The following is an 18,462-nucleotide window of genomic DNA, read 5'->3' as shown; positions in this document are numbered from 1 at the left end:
TAGGACTTCCGCATGAGCCACACCCCTCCTTCCGGCCGCCCGGCACTCAAGCCGGGTCCCACGATCCTGGGCCGCGGCAGCTACACCGAATTCCTGCGCATCGGCCAAATTCTGCGCAAGGAAACCGTCGGCGGCGCACTGCTCGTCGCGGCCGCCGTCGTAGCCCTGATCTGGGCTAACTCGCCGGCGTCCGGGAGCTACTTCGCCCTCCGCGACTTCAAGATCGGCTATGCCCCCTGGCATCTGGAGCTGAGCCTCGGGGCGTGGGCGGCTGACGGGCTGCTAGCCATCTTCTTCTTCCTGGTCGGCCTGGAGCTCAAACGGGAGTTCATCGCCGGGGACCTCCGGCAACTGAGCAAGTCGGTCGTCCCGGTCGCGGCGGCAGTGGGCGGGGTCCTCATCCCGGCGGTGATCTACGCCGTCGTCAACCTCGGCAGCCCCGACACCCTGCGCGGCTGGGCTATTCCCACCGCCACGGATATCGCCTTCGCCGTCGCGGTGCTCGCGATCATCGGTTCGCACCTGCCCAGCGCGCTGCGGATCTTCCTGCTCACCCTGGCCGTAGTGGATGACCTGATCGCGATCACGATCATCGCCATCTTCTACTCCAGCGAACTGCACCTGGTCCCGCTCCTGCTGGCCCTGCTTCCGCTGGGCCTCTACACCTACCTGGCGCACCGGCACCGGCGCTTCTTCGGCCTGAAAGCCCCCGCCGCCTGGCTCATTCTGCTTCCCCTCGGCCTGGCCACGTGGGCCCTCGTGCACGCCTCGGGCATCCACGCGACGGTGGCCGGGGTCCTGCTCGGCTTCGCCATCCCGGTGCTCCGCTCCCAGGCCAGCGGCGGACCGGACGCCGGCCCGGGGCTCTCGGAAATCTTCGAGCACCGCTTCCGGCCCATCTCGGCCGGAATCGCCGTGCCGGTGTTCGCTTTCTTCTCGGCCGGCGTCGCCGTGGGCGGCTGGGGCGGGCTGGGCAACGCGCTGACGGACCCCGTGGCCGTGGGCATCATCCTGGCACTGGTGCTGGGAAAGCCCGCCGGCGTCCTGGGCACCACGTGGCTGCTCACCAAGCTGACCAGGGCGCGGCTGGACAGCTCGTTCAAATGGATCGACATCTTCGGCGTCTCGATCCTGGCTGGCATCGGCTTCACCGTGTCCCTTCTGGTGGCGGAGCTCAGCTTTGGCCAGGGCAGCGACCACGACGGCCACGCCAAGGTGGGCATCCTGGCGGCGTCACTGCTCGCCGCCCTGCTGGCCAGCGTGCTGCTGGGGACCCGCAACCGCCAATACCGGTTCGCCGAGGAGGAAGAGAAGCGCGACTCGGATCAGGATGGGATCCCGGATGTCTACCAGCAGCGCGTAGCGGAGTCCTAGGCGGCCCTCCGGGTCAGGGCGACCGGGCAAGCGGGGCGCCCGGGCGCGTTCTCTGGCAGAGTATGACCATGCTCACAGTCATTGGTGAGGCCCTGGTTGATGTCGTCCAGCGCTCCTCAGGAACCCAGGCCCACGTTGGCGGCAGCCCCCTGAACGTCGCGGTCGGTCTGGCCCGGCTGGACCATCCGGTGCAGTTCATCGGCCGTTACGGCCGGGACCCCTACGGAGAATCCGTCGCGGCGCACCTGAAATCCAGTTCGGTGCTGCTTCCCCTGGGTCCGGATGAGCTGCCGACGTCGGTGGCCACCGCGCTGATTGACGACGACGACGGCGCCGCCAGCTACACCTTCGATCTCGCCTGGCAGCTACCCGGCCTCGCCAACCGGCTGCCGTTCATGCTGCAGGGCAGCACCCTGCTGCATACCGGGTCAATCGCGACGATGCTCGCGCCGGGAGCCGCGGACGTGCTCTCCGCCGTCGAACATGCCCATCCTTTGACCACTGTCAGCTTCGATCCCAACTGCCGCCCCAGCATCATCACCGACGCCGACTATGCCCGTCGCCAGGCCGAAAAGTTCGTCGCCCTGGCGGACGTGGTCAAAGCCTCCGACGAGGACCTCGAATGGTTGTACCCCGGCGTGGATCCGCTGGATTCAGCCCGCCGCTGGCTGGCCCTCGGCGGCTCGGAGGGCCCCGCCATGGTGGTGGTCACGCGCGGTGCGGCGGGGCCGTGGTCCGTTAACGCCGCCGGCGAGACGCGTGTCCCGGCCCCGGCCGTGAAAGTCGCGGACACCGTTGGCGCCGGCGATTCGTTCATGGCGGCGCTGCTGTCCGGCATCGTGGACCGGGGCCTCAACGGGGCGCAGAACCGCAAGGAACTCCGCGCATTGTCCGCCGGAAGCCTGCGTGAACTCCTCGCCCACGCCGCCGCGGCCGCCGCCGTCACGGTCTCGCGGGCCGGCGCGAATCCGCCCACCCGTGCCGAACTGAGCCGGATGGAACACGACCCCGAAAGCGCCGTCACGGGCAATTGAGGGTGCGTGCGCCGTATCGACGGTTCCCTGCATCCTCGACGCTTCCGCCCTGTCGAACCGGCACGGAACCGTCGAAATGACGCGGGGGCGGCCAACGTAGACTGGCAGCATGCGGCTGGTAGCAAGTGACATTGACGGAACGATCCTGGGCCACGACGGCAAGATCAGCGACCGGACCGTGCGCGCATTCCACGCCTGCCGCGACGCCGGGGTGGAATTGGTCTTCGTCACCGGCCGCCCGCCGCGCTGGCTGCACCCCCTCCAGGACCAGTTGGGCCACGCCGGAACCGTGATCTGCTCCAACGGCGCCGTGGTCTGGGACCTTGAGGCCGACCGGCTGGTGTCCGCCCGCACCCTGGGGCTTGAGGCCATGTTCGAGGCCCGCGGAATCATCAAGCGGCTGCGTCCTTCCGCGCTGTTCGCTGCGGAAACCCTCAGCGGTTTCCACCTGGAACCGGGATTCCTCGGAACCGGTTCGAGCGGAGTGCTCGCCGAATTCACGCCCGCTCCGCTGCACGAAACGCTCACCGAGTCCGACGACGTCGTGAAGTTCCTTGCCATTGTGCGGGAGGGAACCGCGGACGATTTCCTGGCCGAGGTCTCGCCCGCCGTCGCCCATCTCGCGGCCGCCACGCACTCGGCCCCCAACCTCGCGATGCTGGAACTCTCGCTGCCCGGTGTTAACAAGGCCGTCACGCTCGCGGAATACGCGGCGTCCCTGGGCGTGCCGGCGCAGGACGTGGTGGCGTTCGGCGACATGCCCAATGACATTGAGATGCTGCGCTGGGCCGGGCAGGGCTATGCGATGGCCAGCGGCCACCCGGAGGCCATCCGTGCGGCCAGCCGGCAGGCGCCGCATTTTGACGACGACGGCGTCGCCCAGATCCTCGAGGCCAAGCTCGCCGAGCTGGGTGTCCGGCTCCCTTAACGGTCATCACCCGCCCGGACCCGCCCGGAGCCGCCCGAGCCAGGAGCCGGCGCCCGGAGCAAGGAGCCGGCCAGGCCGCCCTGCGGTCACGGGATTCCCAGCTGACGGACAACTGCCGTTCACCTTGGCCGCCTAGGCTGGCACCTCCGAATGGATCGTCTGACTGAGGGTGGGCAATCATGGCCAGGAGCGGTAACCGACACAGCGATGAGCAGCCGGTCCGGCGAGTGGCGCCGGACGCGCACTGGCAGAACCTGCGCCAGGGCGACCGCGTGCGGGTCCGCCTGGCGCCCGGGTACGAGACCGGCGGCTTTGTGGACGCCCTGACGACGGACCACACCAGCGTCTGGGTGGCCCTCGACGGCGGCGGGCGCACGCTGCTGCACTGCAGCGACGGGGTGGAGATCCTGCCGCACAGCGCCTGAGCCTGCGACCGCTACGACCGGCCCAAGTAACTAGCAGCAGGGGCCGCTCTGAGCCCTCAAAACGGCCCCTGCTGCTAGTCAGATGGGCGGGGCGCCGCTCCGGTAGGCTTCAGATGTGAGCGCCCCGCACCCTTTCCTCGCCTCCGGCGGAACTGCCGGCGAGCCCGTCGCGATGGCCCACCGCGGCTTCTCCCCGGAGGGCGCCGAGAACTCCATGGCCGCGTTCCGCGCCGCCGTCGCGCTCGGCTACCGCTACCTCGAAACCGATGTGCACACCACCGCCGACGGCGTGTTGCTGCTGTTCCACGACGACACCCTGGACCGCGTCACGGACGGCCGCGGCCGGATTTCACAGCTGCCCGCCGGCACGGTGGCCCGGGCCAGGATCGCCGGCGCCGAGCCGATCCCGCTGCTCGCGGAGCTCGTCACGGAGTTCCCGGAGGTTCGCCTCAACCTGGACGTCAAAGACTGGAACTCGGTGGCTCCGCTGGCGTCGGCGATCGAGCAGTATGGCCTGCACGACCGGGTGCTGATCGCCAGCTTCTCGGACCGCCGCCGGCGCGCGGTGCTGCGCCGGCTGAGCCGTCCGGCCGCGAGCTCCGCGGGCATGGCCTCCAATGCCCTCTTCGTGCTGCTGGGGCCGCTGCTGCCGACGGTCCTGCTGCGCCTCGCGACCGGTCGTGCGCTCCGCGGCGTGCACGCCCTGCAGGTCCCGGTCCGCTACGGCGCCGTGCAGGTGGTGACGGCCGGGTTCGTCCGCCGCGCCCACCGCCGCGGCCTGCACGTCCACGTCTGGACCATCAATGAAGCGTCGGAGATGCGCCGGCTGCTGGACCTCGGCGTCGACGGGATCGTCACGGACCGCGCCGACCTGCTGAAGACGGTATTGCAGGAGCGCGGACAGTGGCGGCCGTAGCCGGGGCCGCCGCGGTGCGGAATAGTCGGGCCCGGCTGGCAGGATGGAGCCATGCGTATCCTGATCGCCCCGGACAAGTTCAAAGGTTCCCTGACTGCCGCCGAGGCTGCGGCCGCCATCGCGGAGGGCGCTCTGCGGGTCTACCCTGAGGCCGAGACCATCCAGTTTCCGGTGGCCGACGGCGGCGAGGGGACCCTCGAAGCAGCCGTCGCTGCCGGGTATGAGGAGCGGCTGAACGCCGTCGTGGGACCGATTTTGGCCCCTGTCGGCGCGGCCTGGGCGATTCGCCGGGATGCCTTCGGCGGCGCCACAGCGGTCATCGAGACGGCCCAGGCCTCCGGCCTGGCCCATCTGGAACCCACACCCGCGAATGCCCTGCGGGCCCACAGCTACGGCTGCGGACAGCTGATTGCGGCCGCGCTGGACGCCGGCGCCACCGAAATCGTGCTGGGCCTGGGCGGCTCGGCGATGAGCGACGGCGGCAGCGGCGCCCTGCGTGCGCTGGGCCTGAAACCTATGGATGCCGCCGGAAACGTGGTGCCCCTCGGCGGCGGTTCGCTCGCCGAGGTGGCCGCTGTCGATCTCAGCGGCCTGGATGCCCGGCTGGCGGCGGTGAGGTTCAGGATTGCCGTGGACGTGCAGAATCCGCTCTATGGGCCCGACGGCGCCGCCCACGTCTTCGGTGCCCAGAAGGGCGCCGATGCGGAGGCCATGGAGGTTCTTGACGCCGGGTTGCGCAACTGGGCCTCGGTGCTGCGGCAGGCCACCGGCCGTGACGTCAACGTGCCGGGCGCTGGCGCGGCGGGCGGCTTCCCCGCGTCGTTCCTGGCCTTCAGCAGCGCGTCGCTGGAGAGCGGCTTCGAACTGGTGGCCAAGCTGACCGGGCTGGCCGAAAAGCTGGCGGACGCGGACCTGGTGATCACCGGGGAGGGGTCGCTGGACTCGCAGTCGCGGCCGGAAAGGCGCCGATCGCCCTCGCGGATGCCGCCCGCGAGCTGGGCATCCCGGTGATCGTCGTCGCCGGCCGGATCCTGGTCACGCCCGAGGACCTCGCGCGGCACGGGGTGGTCGCCGCCGCCCAACTTTTGGACGTGGCACAGAGCCCGGCAGACGCGGTCGTGAACGCTGCGAAGTACCTGGCCTGGACCACCAGCCAGGTCCTCGAAGGGGCCTGACCCGACTTATCGGGTGTGTTTGGCCGATGCTTCAGCGCTGGCCTTGCCCGGCCATGCGACGGAGCACTCCGGTTTCATCTGTAGATTGTCCGGTGGTGGGCATCGGCGCTGCTTCCCGACAAACTCCCGTGGATACTAAGCTTACTGAGGATTTTTCGGGTACGGTGGAAAGCAGGGAAGCCCGCACTCCGGGGGGGCGCCCCGCTCGAAGAAGACCCGATCGTTCAGGTTTGACCAGCCGAATGCCAGAACGCAGGAGGAACGACATGACTCAGGACAATCAGCAGCGGAAATCCGCGGAAGAAGCCATTGAGGAAGAAGCAGGCGGCTACGGAACCCCCACCGCGGAGCAGGAAATGCCGGCCGCGGACGCAAAGTCGTTCGCACAGCCGCGCGATGAGGAGGCCTTCGACGCGGCAGGGCTCAACCAGGACAGTCCCGACGGCGAGACGTATCCGGCCGGTGCGCCGGATTTGAGCCAGTTCGGTGCCGAAGACCAGGATAGTGCGGGAGAACCCGGAGCGGGACGCTTCGGAGGAACGGAGGAACAGATGAACGCGGAAAACAACAGCACGGAAGCAGGGTTCGAGCAGGGCAATGAGGCAGCTGCTGAAAGCGGCGGCGCGGTGCCCTCCTCGGAAGCGGAGATGGATGAGGCAAACACGGAGGAACCGGAGCCGGGCCGGCCCTTCTCTTCCGAGTCTGGCCAGGACGCCGCCGGGATCCCCGACGGCAGCGGCACGGACCTGCCGGAAGAGAAGTCGCCGAAGGACCACGGCCGCGACGACGCGGACTCCTTCGACGCCGGCTAGGCCGCCGAAAAGCCGCGGGCCGGCGTCCTTCCACTCTCTGGTGGGAGGGCGCCGGCCCTTCCTCTGCCGGGCGTGTGTCTGCCGGGGCCGGGCGGTTAGCGGCGCTTCTTCGGGGCGCGCTTCGCCGCGGCGTTGACCGCGGACCTGGCGGCCGCGACGGGCGCGGGGTCCCCGGTCTCCGGTTCGGCCACAGTGCCGCGGGCCTTCGCGATAGCCTTCATGCCGTGGTAAAGCACCAGGGCGGCGGCGGATCCCAGCGCGATACCGGTGAACTTGAGGTCGCCGATGGTCCAGGTGTAATCCGCGATGCCGATAATGAGGGCCACCGCCGCAGTGGTGAGGTTGATCGGGTTCGAGAAGTTGACCTTGTTCTGCACCCAGATTTTTACGCCCAGAACGCCGATCATGCCGTAAAGCATGGTGGCGGCGCCGCCCAGCACGCCGGCCGGCACGGTCGCGATCAGTTCGCCGAACTTCGGCGAGAAGCTGAGTACGACGGCGAAGAGTCCGGCCACCCAGTACGCCGCGGTCGAATAAACCTTTGTCGCGGCCATGACACCGATGTTTTCGGCGTAGGTGGTGGTGCCGGATCCGCCGCCCAGGCCGGCGAGGACGGTGGCGGCGCCGTCGGCCATCAGCGCGCGGCCGGAGACGCCGTCGAGGTTCTGCCCGGTCATGGCGGACACCGACTTCACGTGGCCGATGTTCTCCGCCACGAGCACCAGCACTACCGGCACGAACAGGCCGACGACGCCGAGGTGGAATTCGGGGGTCTGGAAGTGCGGGAGCCCGACCCAGGCGGCGGCGTCGACCTTGGCGAAGTCGACCTCGCCGCGGATCACTGCCACGAGGTAGCCCGCCAGGACGCCGACCAGGATGCTCAGGCGGCCCAGGATGCCGCGGAAGAAGACGCTGACCAGGATGATCACGACGAGGGTGCTCAGGGCGGTGATCGGGGCGGCATCGAAGTTGTTCTTGGCCGCCGGGGCCAGGTTCAAGCCGATCAGGCAAACAATCGCGCCGGTGACGATCGGCGGCATGAGTCGATTGATCCAGCCCGCACCGAACTTCTGCACGATTGCACCGACGATGGCCAGCCCGACACCGGCGAGCACCACGCCGCCAAGCGCGCCGGGGATCCCGTACTGCTGCTGCGAGGCGGTGATCGGGGCGATGAACGCGAAGGAGGAACCGAGGTAGCTGGGCACCCGGCCCTTCGTGATGACCAGGAACAGCAGGGTGCCGATGCCGGAGAAGAACAGGGTGGTGGCCGGCGGCATGCCCGTGATGATCGGAACCAGGAAGGTGGCGCCAAACATGGCCACCACATGCTGCATGCCCACGCCGATGGTCAGGGGCCACGCGAGGCGCTCATCGGGCCGGACGACTTCGCCGGGGCGGATGGACTTGCCGTTTCCGTGGATCTTCCATTTGGTGCCGAGCATGCTCATTGCAGCGGGCCTTTCAAGAATGTGTGGCGGGGCCGGGAAGGAATCTTCCGGTGCCACTTTACCGCCGGACCGGCGCCTCCTGTGCCGGAGGCCATTCGGGCGGTTTGGCCAGCAGCAGGACTGCCTGCGGATCCTTTTCCATTGCCCGCGCGGACCGGATCAGTTGGGCTTGAAGGACGAAGCCTTGTTCCGCGAAGTGGAGGGCGACGTCGTCGGGAGCGTGCAGTTCCGTCCGGAGTTCGACGTCGTGACCGTACGCCCGCTTGCTGGTGCGGTGACCGCTTCCCGCCTGGAAGGCAATTAGTGCCACGCCGCCCGGCCGGAGCACCCGCCAGAACTCGCGTGCGATCGCCGGCAACGCCGTCCGGGACGAATGAATGATCGAATACCAGGAGAGGACCCCGTCCGCGGCCGCAGGAGCGGCCGGAAGGTGCGCCAACTCGCCGACGTCGAACGCCAGCTCTGGATGAAGCGTGTGTGCGGTCCGGACCATGCCGGTGGAGAGATCCGCCCCTAAAACGTCCAGCCCCGCGGCGCTCAGGTGGGCGCTCATGCGTCCGGCACCGCACCCGGCGTCGATCACTTTCCGTTCCGGCGTGCCGCCCACCTGCCTGGAGAACTCCTCGATCATGGCCATATCCAAGGGCGCCTCGAAGCTGCTATCAGGGAGCGTCGCCGAATACGCCTTGGCCACCGCGTCGTAGGCGGATCTGACGTCGACCAAGGTCCAGGGGTTTGCCATTGCCCGAGCTTACTGACCCGGACTGCGTGGTGACCGTCTATGCTCTGGGACACGTCGGACAATTGCTTCTAAGGCATCGTGCTCCGGGTTGTGAATTCGAACGCACGGCCGCTGTACCGTGGGGTCTAATGACTATTTCGAACCTACGTGCAGCGTACGACCAGCAGCTCCGGACGGATGCCGAGACCCCCAGCGCGGCCGACATCTCGCGGCTGGGTCCCTTGCGGCTGGCGACCTTCGCAGGCGGCCGCGGATTCGTGACTTATCAAGACCTGGCCGGGGCGGGTGCAGAGAGGATCGCACGCTGGGTGGCGGAAGTCCTTGCGTTCTACCGCGCGGATCCGGCAATCGTGCGGGTTGAATGGAAGACCCGGGGCCATGACCATGCGCCCGGACTTCATGCGGCGCTGCTGAAAAACGGGTTTGAGCCCGACGAGACCGAGTCGGTGATGATCGGGGCCGCGAGTGGGCTGGCCGTGGACGTGAAACTCCCGCCGGGGGTGCGCGTGCGGCGTGTCACGGAAGTACCCGACATCCGGGCCATGAGCGGAATGCAGGACGAAGTCTTTGGCAGTCCGGCCTCCGACGGCAACGCTGAAGCAATCCTCCGCCGGATGGCCCGCGACGACGGCATGGAGTTATGGGTGGCTGAGCATCAGGGGGTGATCGTCAGTGCGGGACGTCTGGAGCCGGTCCCGGACACGGACTTCGCCGGCATCTGGGGCGGTGCGACGCGCAAAGAATGGCGCGGCCAAGGGATTTACCGCGCCGTCACCGCAGCCCGTGCCCGGGCCGCGCTGACGCTGGGCAAGGAACTGATCCACAGCGATTCAACCGAATATTCACGACCGATTTTGGAGCGCTACGGTATGGTCCGGGTATCGACGACGACGCCGTACCGCTGGCGGCGCTAAGCGCCGCTGGGAGGCGCTGGCTTAGAGGTTATCCGTCGCTTCGCAGGGGTTGGCTCCGGGTCGGGTGCGGTGGACGTTTTCCGCCAGCCGGGCGATCAGGGCACCGAGGGACCGGGCGTCGTCTTTGTCCGGTCCGGCCAGGAGGTCGGCTTCGGCGGCGGCGACACGCTCCTCGTAGGCGTCCAGCATTTGCCGGCCACCTGTGGTGGCGATGCATGTACCACACGGGCGCCCCGGACGACATCGCCGAACGCATCGTGGAGCGGCACGCCCACATGGGACATGTGCGCCACTTCCTGCAGGTGGACATCGGCCGCCTCCCGTAGGAGCACTTCCTCAAAGCCCTGACCCTGCTCGCTACCGAGGTCAAACCACGCGTCGAACTCCTGCTGCAGGACCACTAGCGAAGCGGCGCGAGGGTGCGGGTGCTGTTTAGCCTTCGCACTCCGTGCAGTAGGCGTGGCCGTCCTTCTCGCGGGCGAGCTGGGAGCGGTGCCGGACGAGGAAACAGGAGTAGCAGGTGAACTCGTCCGCTGCCTGCGGGATCACCTGGATGATCAATTCTTCACCGGAGAGGTCCGCGCCGGGAAGTTCCACCCCGTCCACGGTGTCGGTTTCCTCGAGTTCAAGCCCTACGCTGCGCGCGTCGGGGCTGTTCGCGGACTTCAGGGCTTCGAGGGAGGCGTTGCGGGATTCCGCGACGTCGGGGCGTACTTCGTCATAATCGGTTGCCACGATGTTGCTGCACTTTCTCTGTTAATTGCATCAGGCGATGCCACGTCATGCGGACGGTACAACGTGCGGGCGGGGCATTTTGTGCCCGCACACTTACGGCCATGATTCTGGCCGCTCTGACGGACATCCCTAGTCCTGGCCGGGACCATGCCCACCCGGGCGGGCACAGCAGCGGCGGAACCACGTTTTAGCTGTTGGGCTTACTGGGATGCTCGACTTTACCGCCTTCACCTTAGCGGTAGTCTGTCGTCAGCTGAGCCGCCAGCCCGCCCGGCAGCGCGAGATAGTGAACACGGCGTCCATCCGCGGCTCTGTCAACTTCGGCTACATCGCCAACGTGCGGGTCGTTAACCACGCTCTGCTAGGCGATCTCCGCGCCAGTTCTCCTATAATGTGACTATCCGGCACCACCTGTGCATTGTTCCTTGGACCAGGAAACGAGGAGAACCATGACCGAGAAACTCCACCTCGCACCGCACGACGACTTCCCGGAGGACCTTGACAAGGTCGAGGATCAAGATCTCCAAGTGTTGGACAGCCAGGTGCAACGGCAGCTCGACTACGAAATCGTCGCCGAAGGCGAGCCGAACCCCGAAACTGAATTCCGTCACTACGAACTCGACGAAGAATTCGACGTCCGGGACAAACGCTAAACACGGTTCGGCCCCCACCCAGGCCGGGCAGGCAGCTAATAAGGCGAGCCGCCCGTTGTGAGCAACGTCGCGCCGCGCGCCGGGAAGCATCCGACGCGGACCCATGTTGCACCTAGTGACAGCCGACGTGCCCCCGGAGCGGGACGAGCCCAGCGAAAGAGATGCGAATGACGATCGCCCATGAAGAAGCAGTAATCGACGCCGCCGCGGTGGACGCCATCTTTGCCGAGGCGCGCACGGCCAACGCCTTTACCGGCGAGGTCACGGACGGTCAGGCCCGCGCCATCTATGAGCTGACGAAGTTCGGTCCCACCGCGTTCAACTCGCAACCGCTGCGCGTCACCTATGTGCGCTCGGAGGAGGCCCGCGCCATTCTGGTCGACGCGATGTCCCCCGGCAACAGCGCAAAGACTGCCTCTGCGCCGCTGGTCGCGATCCTCAGCACCGACACCGCCTGGCATGAGCAGTGGGACACCTTCCTGCCCGGATTCAACCGCCCCAAGGCCATGTACGACGCAGCCCCGGAACTCGCCGCGGCCACCGGCAATGACAACGCCCACCTGCAGGCCGGCTACTTCATCCTCGCCGTCCGTTCGCTGGGCCTTGCGGCCGGACCGATGACTGGCGCCGACTTCGGCAAGATTGACTCCGCCTTCTTCCCGGACGGCAGCCGGAAGAGCTTCCTGGTGGTCAATATCGGCCAGCCTGCCGAGGACGCCTGGGGTGCACCGAAGCCCAAGTTCGCCTACGAAGACGTGGTTCGCACCGTCTAAGGTCCACCGTCTGAGGTTCACCATCTAAGGTCCGCCGTCTGCGGTCAGCGGTCTGACGCCGCCGCCCGCGACCCAGGCCGGCGGCCGGTGGCAGACTTGGCGCATGCGGAACCTCATTGTGGTCGCCTTCCTCGAACCCGTCACGGAGGGATTGGACTTCCCCCGGGACGGCTGGCCGCTGCACATCACGCTGGTAAAGTTCGACGTCGTCGAGCCCCTTGCGTCCGGTGCCGGCGACAACGACGACGACGCGGACTGGGACAGGGACGTACTGGCCGCCCGGGTGGCGGGGCTCATGGGCGCTCCGGTCCGCGGCGCGCTGGGCAGCACCGTCACCGTGGGCGGTGAGGCCGGCTTCGGCCGCGGCAACTCCATCCCGGTCAGCCTGATCCGGCCCAGCCCCGCGCTGCAGAGCCTCCACGAAGCCCTTGTGGAAGTCGTGGAGGCGCTGCCCGGCCGGATTGCCACGCCCGGTTACACCATGGCCGGGTATCGTCCACATGTTTCCCACCGGGGGGCAAGAGCGCCCCGCGCAGGCGGGCAACTGGTGCTGGACCGGATCGCACTGGTGGACATGGCGCCCGACGTCGGACACGCCACCCGGCGGGTGCTGAGGCTTTGGCAGGCCACACTCTGACCGAAGCTCTTCCTTTCCGGCACAAGGTGCCATACTTGGGTTCACATTTAGAGTCCGACGCCGAAGGATACTGGGGTAGCTAGGTGCGCGCTGGCGGAACCACAGGATGATGCTAGACATCTCCACCCTGCGCGTGGCCTTGGCTGTGGTCACGCTCACGTTGCTGTGCCTGTTCTACTTCATCACCTTCCGGCGGACCCGTTCGCCCTACAGCGGCTGGTGGTGCTCCGCCCTGCTGCTCTTTCTCACCGGATCCGCGTCCTACCTGCTGGACGGCAGCGCGCACCAAATCTGGGCAAACCCGCTGGGGAACACCTTGCTGGTCGGCGGCGCCGGGGCTATGTGGGCCGGAGCCCGCTCGCTCCGGAGGGTGCGCCCCAACCTGGCCTATCTCGTGGCCGGACCCGCGGTCGCGGCCGTGGCGGCGGTGCTGGATCACCCGGCCGTCAACAACTGGGCCGGCGGTGCCGTGCTGCTGGGCCTGATGGGCCTGATGCTGGGTCTATCCTCCCGCGAGCTGTTCCTGCTCGACGTCGACTACTCCCGCGTGCACCGTCCCCTTGCCTTCGGCTCTGCACTGCTGGCCCTCTATTACTTCGGCCGTCTGGCCGCTTTCGTCCTTGGCGGCCCGGAGGGGCCGGCCTTCACGGCCTACTTCGGGTCGGTGGTGACGACACTACTGACGTCCACGATCCTGGTTCTCGCGTCCTTCACGATGGTCGAGCTGAGCAACGAACAACTGACCCGTGACCTGCGGGCACGGGCCACGGTCGACGGACTCACCGGGCTCCTGAACCGCAGCGCGTTTATGGATCTGGCAGCGAACGAACTGCGCCGCCTGAGCGGTGCACGAACCACTGCCTGCCTTATTCTGGCCGACCTGGACCATTTCAAGTCCGTCAACGACAAGTACGGGCACGCAGCCGGAGACGCGGCACTGCAGGCCTTCTCCGCCGCCTGCGCGGCCTCCGTCCGCTCTACCGACCTCGTGGGGCGCTACGGCGGCGAGGAATTCGTCCTGCTCCTCCCGGGCGTCAGCCCGGAACGCGCCGGCCAGATGGCCGCCGCCATCAGCGCCCGACTGCAGGAGGCGCAGCCGAATGTGGCGGCCAAGCTTCCCACCGTAAGTTACGGGATCGCACCGACGGGTCCGGGCCGGGTCGACTTGGAGGCCTTGATCGCCGCCGCCGACGCCGCCCTTTACCGCGCCAAGACGCTCGGCCGGGACCGGGCGGTCTTGGCCGGCAGCCTACGCGAGGAGCATTCCGCCTGAGCATCCAGCCCGGCCGCCGGGGCCGGTCAGGAAATCACCCCGTCGACCAGGGCCTTGGCCTCGGCCTGCACCTGTTTGAGGTGCTCCGCGCCCTTGAAGGACTCGGCGTAGATCTTGTAGACGTCCTCGGTGCCGGAGGGCCGCGCCGCGAACCAGGCGTTCTCGGTGACCACCTTGAGTCCGCCGATCGCCGCGCCGTTGCCGGGCGCTTCGGTCAGCTTGGCGGTGATGGTCTCGCCGGCCAGTTCCGTCGCGGGGACGTCCGACGGCGACAGCTTGCCCAGCGCGGCCTTCTGCTCCCGGGTGGCAGCGGCGTCGATGCGTGCGTAGACGGGGTCGCCGAACTTGTCGGTGAGTCCCTTGTACAGCTGCGACGGCGACCGGCCCGTCACCGCTGTGATCTCGGAGGCAAGCAGCGCCAGCAGGATGCCGTCCTTGTCCGTGGTCCAGACGCTGCCGTCCATTTTGTTGAACGAAGCGCCGGCGGATTCCTCCCCGCCGAAGGCGCCTTCACCGGACAGCAGCCCGGGGACGAACCATTTGAAACCGACCGGCACCTCCACGAGCCTGCGGCCGAGGCTTTCGGCAACGCGGTCGATGATCGACGAGGACACCAGCGTCTTGCCGATCACGGACTGCGGGTTCCAGCCGGTCCGGTGCCGGTACAGATAGTCGATCGCGACGGCGAGGTAGTGGTTGGGATTCATCAGGCCGGCGTCCGGTGTGACAATCCCGTGCCTGTCGGCGTCGGCGTCGTTGCCGGTGGCGACGTCGTAGGCTGCGGACCCGTCCGCACCAACACCCATCCGGTTGATCAGGGAGGCCATAGCCGACGGGGAGGAGCAGTCCATCCGGATCTTTTCGTCCCAGTCCAGCGTCATGAAGGCCCACTGCGGGTCCACTGTCGGGTTCACCACGGTGAGGTTGAGGTGGTGGCGTTCGGCGATTTCGCCCCAGTAGTCCACGGAGGCACCGCCCATGGGGTCGGCGCCGATGCGGACGCCGGCGTCGCGGATCGCGTTCAGATCCAGGACCGAGGGCAGGTCATCCACATAGCTGCTGAGGAAGTCGAACTTGCCGGTGGTGCCAGCCGCCAAGGCCTCGGCGATGGGAACCCGCTTCACCCCGCGCAGTCCGTTCTCGAGGAGTTCGTTGGCCCGGTTGGCAATCCAGCCTGTGGCGTCGGTGTCCGCCGGTCCGCCGTGGGGCGGGTTGTACTTGAAGCCGCCGTCTCCGGGCGGGTTGTGGCTGGGAGTTACGACGATGCCGTCGGCTTCCGGCGCGCCGGCCGGGGAGTTGTTGTTGTGGGTCAGGATGGCGTGGCTCAGGGCCGGGGTGGGGGTGTAGCCGTGGCGGGCGTCGATCAGGACGTCCACGCCGTTGGCTGCCAGGACCTCGAGGGCGGAGTTCTGGGCCGGTTCACTCAGGGCGTGGGTGTCCTTGGCGAGGTACAGCGGACCCCTGATGCCCTGGCCCGCCCGGTACTCCACGATGGCCTGGGTGATGGCGAGGATGTGCGGCTCGTTGAACGACGCCTTGAGGCTCGAGCCGCGGTGTCCGGAGGTCCCGAAGGCCACCCGCTGGCCGGGGTCGCTCAAATCCGGCGAAACGTCGTAATACGCGTCCAGGAGCGCAGTGAGGTCAACAAGGTCGTGGGGTTGGGCAACTGTGCCCGCGCGGCTAGCCATGGCACCAGCATGCCAGACGTGCGGGTGCGGCAACATGATTTGGACGCAATCGGCCGGCTGCGACACGGCGGAGTCCCGCCCGGGTGCACAGCGGCGCCGGCCGCCAATACGGCTGGAACACGCCGCGGCGGTATTCTGGACGCAGACACGTCAAGGGGGATCCATGACCGAGCAGAGCCGGCCCGGGTACAGCAAACACCGTGCCCGCGGCCTGGTCCCGCCGCTGCCGCCGACGGCGCCGCATCTCGGGCAGCCGCTGCGCGGCTACGGCGCGCCGGCAGGCCCGTATGCCGACGCTTACGGCCAGCCTGACTATTACGGCGTGACTGCCGCGCCGAAGGTACTGAGCATCGCGAGCCTGTGCTGCGGCATCGCGTCCCTGATGGGGTTCGGCTTCTTCCTGCTCCCACAAGTGGCCGCCGTCGTGCTCGGTCATCTGGCGCTGAACCGGGAGCCGGGCGGGAAAGGCACCGCCATCGCTGGCCTGGTCCTGGGCTACGCCGCGATTGCGATCACCGTGCTGGTGATCGTGACACTCGGCGTCGCCTTTTCCAACGCGGATTTCATCGTCCGGTAAGTGTGATGTGGGGCGGCCCGGGCATGCGGTGAGCGGGGGGCCGGTCGCCGGCGCCGGATCTAGACTGGCCGCATGAGCAACCTCGAGACCGTACCCGAAGAAGTCGTGTGCGTCTTTGAGAAAGTTGTCGGCGACGCCGAGGTCCTCCCGCCGCGGTCGGTCCCCCTGGGCGGAGTCCGGGCCATGGATGTTCGCCGGACGCTGCCACAGAAGCGGCGCAGCCTCATCGGCGCCTGGTGCTTCGTGGACCATTACGGACCTGACCTGGTTTCAGCATCCGGCGGGATGAACGTGCCCCGCCACCCCCACACCGGCCTGGCGACAGTCAGTTGGCTGTTCTCAGGCAAAATCGACCACCTTGACTCGGCGGGATTCGCCGCCGTCGTCCGCCCGGGCGAAGTGAACCTGATGGTCGCGGGCAGGGGCATCTCGCATCAGGAGTTCTCCACCCCGGACACCTCCATCCTGCACGGAGCACAACTGTGGTTCGCCCTGCCGGAGGCCACCAGGCAGATGCCGCCAACCTTCGAGCACTACGCCCCGGAACCGGTCCTCGGGGAAGGAACGGAACTGCGGGTCTTCCTGGGCTCCCTGGCGGGTGCGACGTCCCCGGTAAACACCTATACCCCGGCCCTGCTGGGAGCCGAGGCGGTGCTGCGGCCGGGCGCCCGGCTGGAGCTCGAACTGGACCCCGGCTTCGAGCACGGGGTCCTGCTGGATACCGGCGATCTTCGGCTGGACGGCGGACAGGTGCCGGTGGACCATCTCGTCTACCTGCCCGCGGGACGGTCGACGTTGGTGCTGGAAGCCGGAGTGAACCCGGTCCGGGTGCTTCTCATCGGCGGCGAGCCCCTCGGAGAGCAGATCGTCATGTGGTGGAACTTCATCGGCCGGACCCACGAAGAGATCGTGGCCTACCGTCACGCCTGGCAGGCCGAGATCGGTGCCGAAGCCGCGACGCCACCCGAAGACGGGGCCTACCCGGAAGGGGCGCCCTACCCGCGGTTTGGTACCTACCCGGCGAACATGCCCGCACCGCTGCCGGCCCCTGCTTTACCGAACGTGCAACTGCGCCCCCGCGGCTGAAACACCTTCAGGGGGAAACGTGGAAAATGAACCAACAATCACCGTGCGTCCTCTCGACGCCCGCCGACGCTACGAACTCGTGGACGGGAGGCCTGCCGGCTCCCCTTCGAGCCCGGCGCCGGGCCGGAGCGGATTTTGTACCACACCACCGTTAAGGAGGAATACGGCGGTCAGGGCCTTGCCATAACCCCGGCCCGCTTCGCGCTGGACGATACCGCGGCCGCCGGCTGAGCAGCCGACCTGCTCGACGGTTTAAGCCGTGCAGCAGCGGCTGCTGATGGCCGTGCGGACGGGAGCGTTCGCGTGCCTGGTGTCCGGCGACTGGGGAGGGATGCCGCGGCGTTCCGAACTGGGGTTGCTGGGCGCCGCCGAACCCGTGAGCCGTTGAGCAGTCGGCGGCAACTCAGCTAGCCGAGGAGGGCGTCCTCCAGCCGCTGCGCGTTGGCTTCGAGCCAGTCCCGGCGGCGCAGGATGAGGTCGCCCACGCCCCCGGCCCACATCCGCGCCCAGCCGCCGTCCAGCGTCGCAGCGTTGTGGTGCATCCGCTCGTAGCCCAGCGCCGCGGCGTCGATCGCCAGGCCGGGCACGCGGCGTCGTTCTTCCCGGTCCCAGCCGTAGGCGTCGGCGAAAATCCGGAGCCTCCGGTACGGGTCCAGTCGCTCCCAGCCTGGCCACGCATCCGCCGGGGCACGCAACGGGACCCAGTGCATGGCTGCGTTGTAGGAATCCCGCAGCGCGGTGCTGGGACCGGCAAGGTCGAAGTCCACCAGCCCGGCGGCCAGCCCTTCCCGGACCACCACGTTCTGGGGCGTGACGTCCAGGTGGCAGATGAGGTCGGTAGGATCCGGGCGGACGGCGCTCGGCGGCATAGCGCGCGGGGGGAATGGGTGCGCCTGCGGGACGTAGCCCGCCGAGGCGTCATGGAGGCGCCGGACCAGCCCCGCCACCGAGGCCAGCAGCTCCTCGGACTGCACCCAGGCCTCGGGCAGCGCCTCGGCGCAACGGCCCGGAACGAAGCTCAACACGTCCCGGCCCTCGGTATCCCGGCCCAAGCACCGCGGCGAGCCGTCGAAGCCGGCGTCCTCGAGCCAATCGAGGTAGCCTCCCACGGCCAGGCTTTGCGGCTGGTGCGGGCGGCGGATGGTTTCCCCGACCCGCACCACGCCCTCGGTGACATCGCCCGCCGGCATGAGTTCGACGTCGGGTGCCTCGCCGGCGGCGGGAACGTAGACGCGGGCCTGAACCGGCGGCCGGTATCGGGTGCTCATC

The 18,462-nt window shown here is 68.2% G+C and carries 20 protein-coding genes and 1 pseudogene; 15 read left to right on the top strand and 6 right to left on the bottom strand.

The window, feature by feature from the left end:
- Positions 1-12: 12 nt before the first annotated feature.
- From nhaA to ABIB14_RS05755, 7 genes and pseudogenes are all read left to right on the top strand, one after another.
- Positions 13-1,374 carry a Na+/H+ antiporter NhaA gene (gene nhaA, locus ABIB14_RS05785; RefSeq protein ID WP_354234772.1) on the top strand — a complete coding sequence of 454 codons (1,362 nt, stop codon included), beginning with the start codon at positions 13-15 and terminating at the stop codon, positions 1,372-1,374.
- A 68-nt stretch (positions 1,375-1,442) separates the two neighbouring features.
- Complete coding sequence (locus ABIB14_RS05780) at positions 1,443-2,408, top strand: carbohydrate kinase family protein (protein ID WP_354234770.1); 966 nt, start codon at positions 1,443-1,445, stop codon at positions 2,406-2,408.
- 109 nt (positions 2,409-2,517) lie between these two features.
- Positions 2,518-3,336 (top strand): HAD family hydrolase, encoded by an 819-nt coding sequence (locus ABIB14_RS05775; protein WP_354234768.1) that lies wholly within the window; start codon positions 2,518-2,520, stop codon positions 3,334-3,336.
- Between the two features lie 179 nt (positions 3,337-3,515).
- On the top strand, positions 3,516-3,761 hold the full coding sequence (locus ABIB14_RS05770; RefSeq protein WP_354234766.1) for a hypothetical protein: 246 nt from the start codon (positions 3,516-3,518) through the stop codon (positions 3,759-3,761).
- Positions 3,762-3,933: 172 nt separating this feature from the next.
- Entirely contained in the window at positions 3,934-4,677 is a 744-nt protein-coding gene (locus ABIB14_RS05765) for a glycerophosphodiester phosphodiesterase family protein (protein ID WP_502909618.1), read from the top strand.
- 51 nt (positions 4,678-4,728) lie between these two features.
- Positions 4,729-5,852 (top strand): annotated as a pseudogene (locus ABIB14_RS05760) (glycerate kinase).
- 266 nt (positions 5,853-6,118) lie between these two features.
- Positions 6,119-6,664 (top strand): hypothetical protein, encoded by a 546-nt coding sequence (locus ABIB14_RS05755; protein ID WP_354234762.1) that lies wholly within the window; start codon positions 6,119-6,121, stop codon positions 6,662-6,664.
- 95 nt (positions 6,665-6,759) lie between these two features.
- Here ABIB14_RS05755 and ABIB14_RS05750 read toward each other — a convergent pair whose 3' ends face one another.
- The gene (locus ABIB14_RS05750; RefSeq protein WP_354234760.1) at positions 6,760-8,115 is read right to left on the bottom strand and encodes a uracil-xanthine permease family protein; all 1,356 of its coding nucleotides are present in this window, start codon (positions 8,113-8,115) and stop codon (positions 6,760-6,762) included.
- A gap of 58 nt (positions 8,116-8,173) precedes the next feature.
- Entirely contained in the window at positions 8,174-8,857 is a 684-nt protein-coding gene (locus ABIB14_RS05745; protein ID WP_354234758.1) for a class I SAM-dependent DNA methyltransferase, read from the bottom strand.
- 128 nt (positions 8,858-8,985) lie between these two features.
- Here ABIB14_RS05745 and ABIB14_RS05740 point away from each other — a divergent pair, with 128 nt between their 5' ends.
- Complete coding sequence (locus ABIB14_RS05740) at positions 8,986-9,771, top strand: GNAT family N-acetyltransferase (protein ID WP_354234756.1); 786 nt, start codon at positions 8,986-8,988, stop codon at positions 9,769-9,771.
- Positions 9,772-9,792: 21 nt separating this feature from the next.
- Here the strand turns inward: ABIB14_RS05740 and ABIB14_RS05735 are convergent, their stop codons facing one another.
- Positions 9,793-9,960 (bottom strand): hypothetical protein, encoded by a 168-nt coding sequence (locus ABIB14_RS05735; RefSeq protein ID WP_354234755.1) that lies wholly within the window; start codon positions 9,958-9,960, stop codon positions 9,793-9,795.
- A 243-nt stretch (positions 9,961-10,203) separates the two neighbouring features.
- Positions 10,204-10,506: a DUF4193 domain-containing protein gene (locus ABIB14_RS05730; protein ID WP_354234753.1), complete on the bottom strand. Its 303-nt coding sequence runs from the start codon at positions 10,504-10,506 to the stop codon at positions 10,204-10,206.
- 449 nt (positions 10,507-10,955) lie between these two features.
- Here ABIB14_RS05730 and ABIB14_RS05725 point away from each other — a divergent pair, with 449 nt between their 5' ends.
- From ABIB14_RS05725 to ABIB14_RS05710, 4 genes are all read left to right on the top strand, one after another.
- Positions 10,956-11,159 carry a hypothetical protein gene (locus ABIB14_RS05725; protein ID WP_354234751.1) on the top strand — a complete coding sequence of 68 codons (204 nt, stop codon included), beginning with the start codon at positions 10,956-10,958 and terminating at the stop codon, positions 11,157-11,159.
- A gap of 167 nt (positions 11,160-11,326) precedes the next feature.
- Positions 11,327-11,932 carry a malonic semialdehyde reductase gene (locus ABIB14_RS05720; RefSeq protein WP_354234749.1) on the top strand — a complete coding sequence of 202 codons (606 nt, stop codon included), beginning with the start codon at positions 11,327-11,329 and terminating at the stop codon, positions 11,930-11,932.
- A 103-nt stretch (positions 11,933-12,035) separates the two neighbouring features.
- Positions 12,036-12,569 carry a 2'-5' RNA ligase family protein gene (locus tag ABIB14_RS05715; RefSeq protein WP_502909616.1) on the top strand — a complete coding sequence of 178 codons (534 nt, stop codon included), beginning with the start codon at positions 12,036-12,038 and terminating at the stop codon, positions 12,567-12,569.
- Between the two features lie 106 nt (positions 12,570-12,675).
- Entirely contained in the window at positions 12,676-13,842 is a 1,167-nt protein-coding gene (locus tag ABIB14_RS05710) for a GGDEF domain-containing protein (protein WP_354234747.1), read from the top strand.
- A 26-nt stretch (positions 13,843-13,868) separates the two neighbouring features.
- Here the strand turns inward: ABIB14_RS05710 and pgm are convergent, their stop codons facing one another.
- Positions 13,869-15,530 carry a phosphoglucomutase (alpha-D-glucose-1,6-bisphosphate-dependent) gene (gene pgm, locus ABIB14_RS05705; RefSeq protein ID WP_354234745.1) on the bottom strand — a complete coding sequence of 554 codons (1,662 nt, stop codon included), beginning with the start codon at positions 15,528-15,530 and terminating at the stop codon, positions 13,869-13,871.
- A 163-nt stretch (positions 15,531-15,693) separates the two neighbouring features.
- Here pgm and ABIB14_RS05700 point away from each other — a divergent pair, with 163 nt between their 5' ends.
- The 3 genes from ABIB14_RS05700 (at position 15,694) to ABIB14_RS18735 (ending at position 17,424) form a co-directional block, all read left to right on the top strand.
- Entirely contained in the window at positions 15,694-16,107 is a 414-nt protein-coding gene (locus ABIB14_RS05700; RefSeq protein ID WP_354234743.1) for a DUF4190 domain-containing protein, read from the top strand.
- Between the two features lie 72 nt (positions 16,108-16,179).
- On the top strand, positions 16,180-17,193 hold the full coding sequence (locus tag ABIB14_RS05695) for a pirin family protein (protein ID WP_354234742.1): 1,014 nt from the start codon (positions 16,180-16,182) through the stop codon (positions 17,191-17,193).
- Between the two features lie 135 nt (positions 17,194-17,328).
- Positions 17,329-17,424 (top strand): GNAT family protein, encoded by a 96-nt coding sequence (locus tag ABIB14_RS18735; protein ID WP_502909615.1) that lies wholly within the window; start codon positions 17,329-17,331, stop codon positions 17,422-17,424.
- Positions 17,425-17,600: 176 nt separating this feature from the next.
- On the opposite strand, the gene ABIB14_RS05690 is transcribed toward ABIB14_RS18735, so the two are convergent.
- A complete protein-coding gene (locus tag ABIB14_RS05690) occupies positions 17,601-18,461 on the bottom strand; it encodes a phosphotransferase (RefSeq protein WP_354234740.1) in 861 nt (286 codons plus the stop codon).
- Position 18,462: the final 1 nt, after the last annotated feature.

Source organism: Arthrobacter sp. UYEF3, assembly GCF_040546245.1.
Lineage (GTDB): Bacteria > Actinomycetota > Actinomycetes > Actinomycetales > Micrococcaceae > Arthrobacter.
The sequence above is the reverse complement of the archived record's forward strand: the minus strand, read 5'-3'. Positions and strand labels throughout refer to the sequence as shown.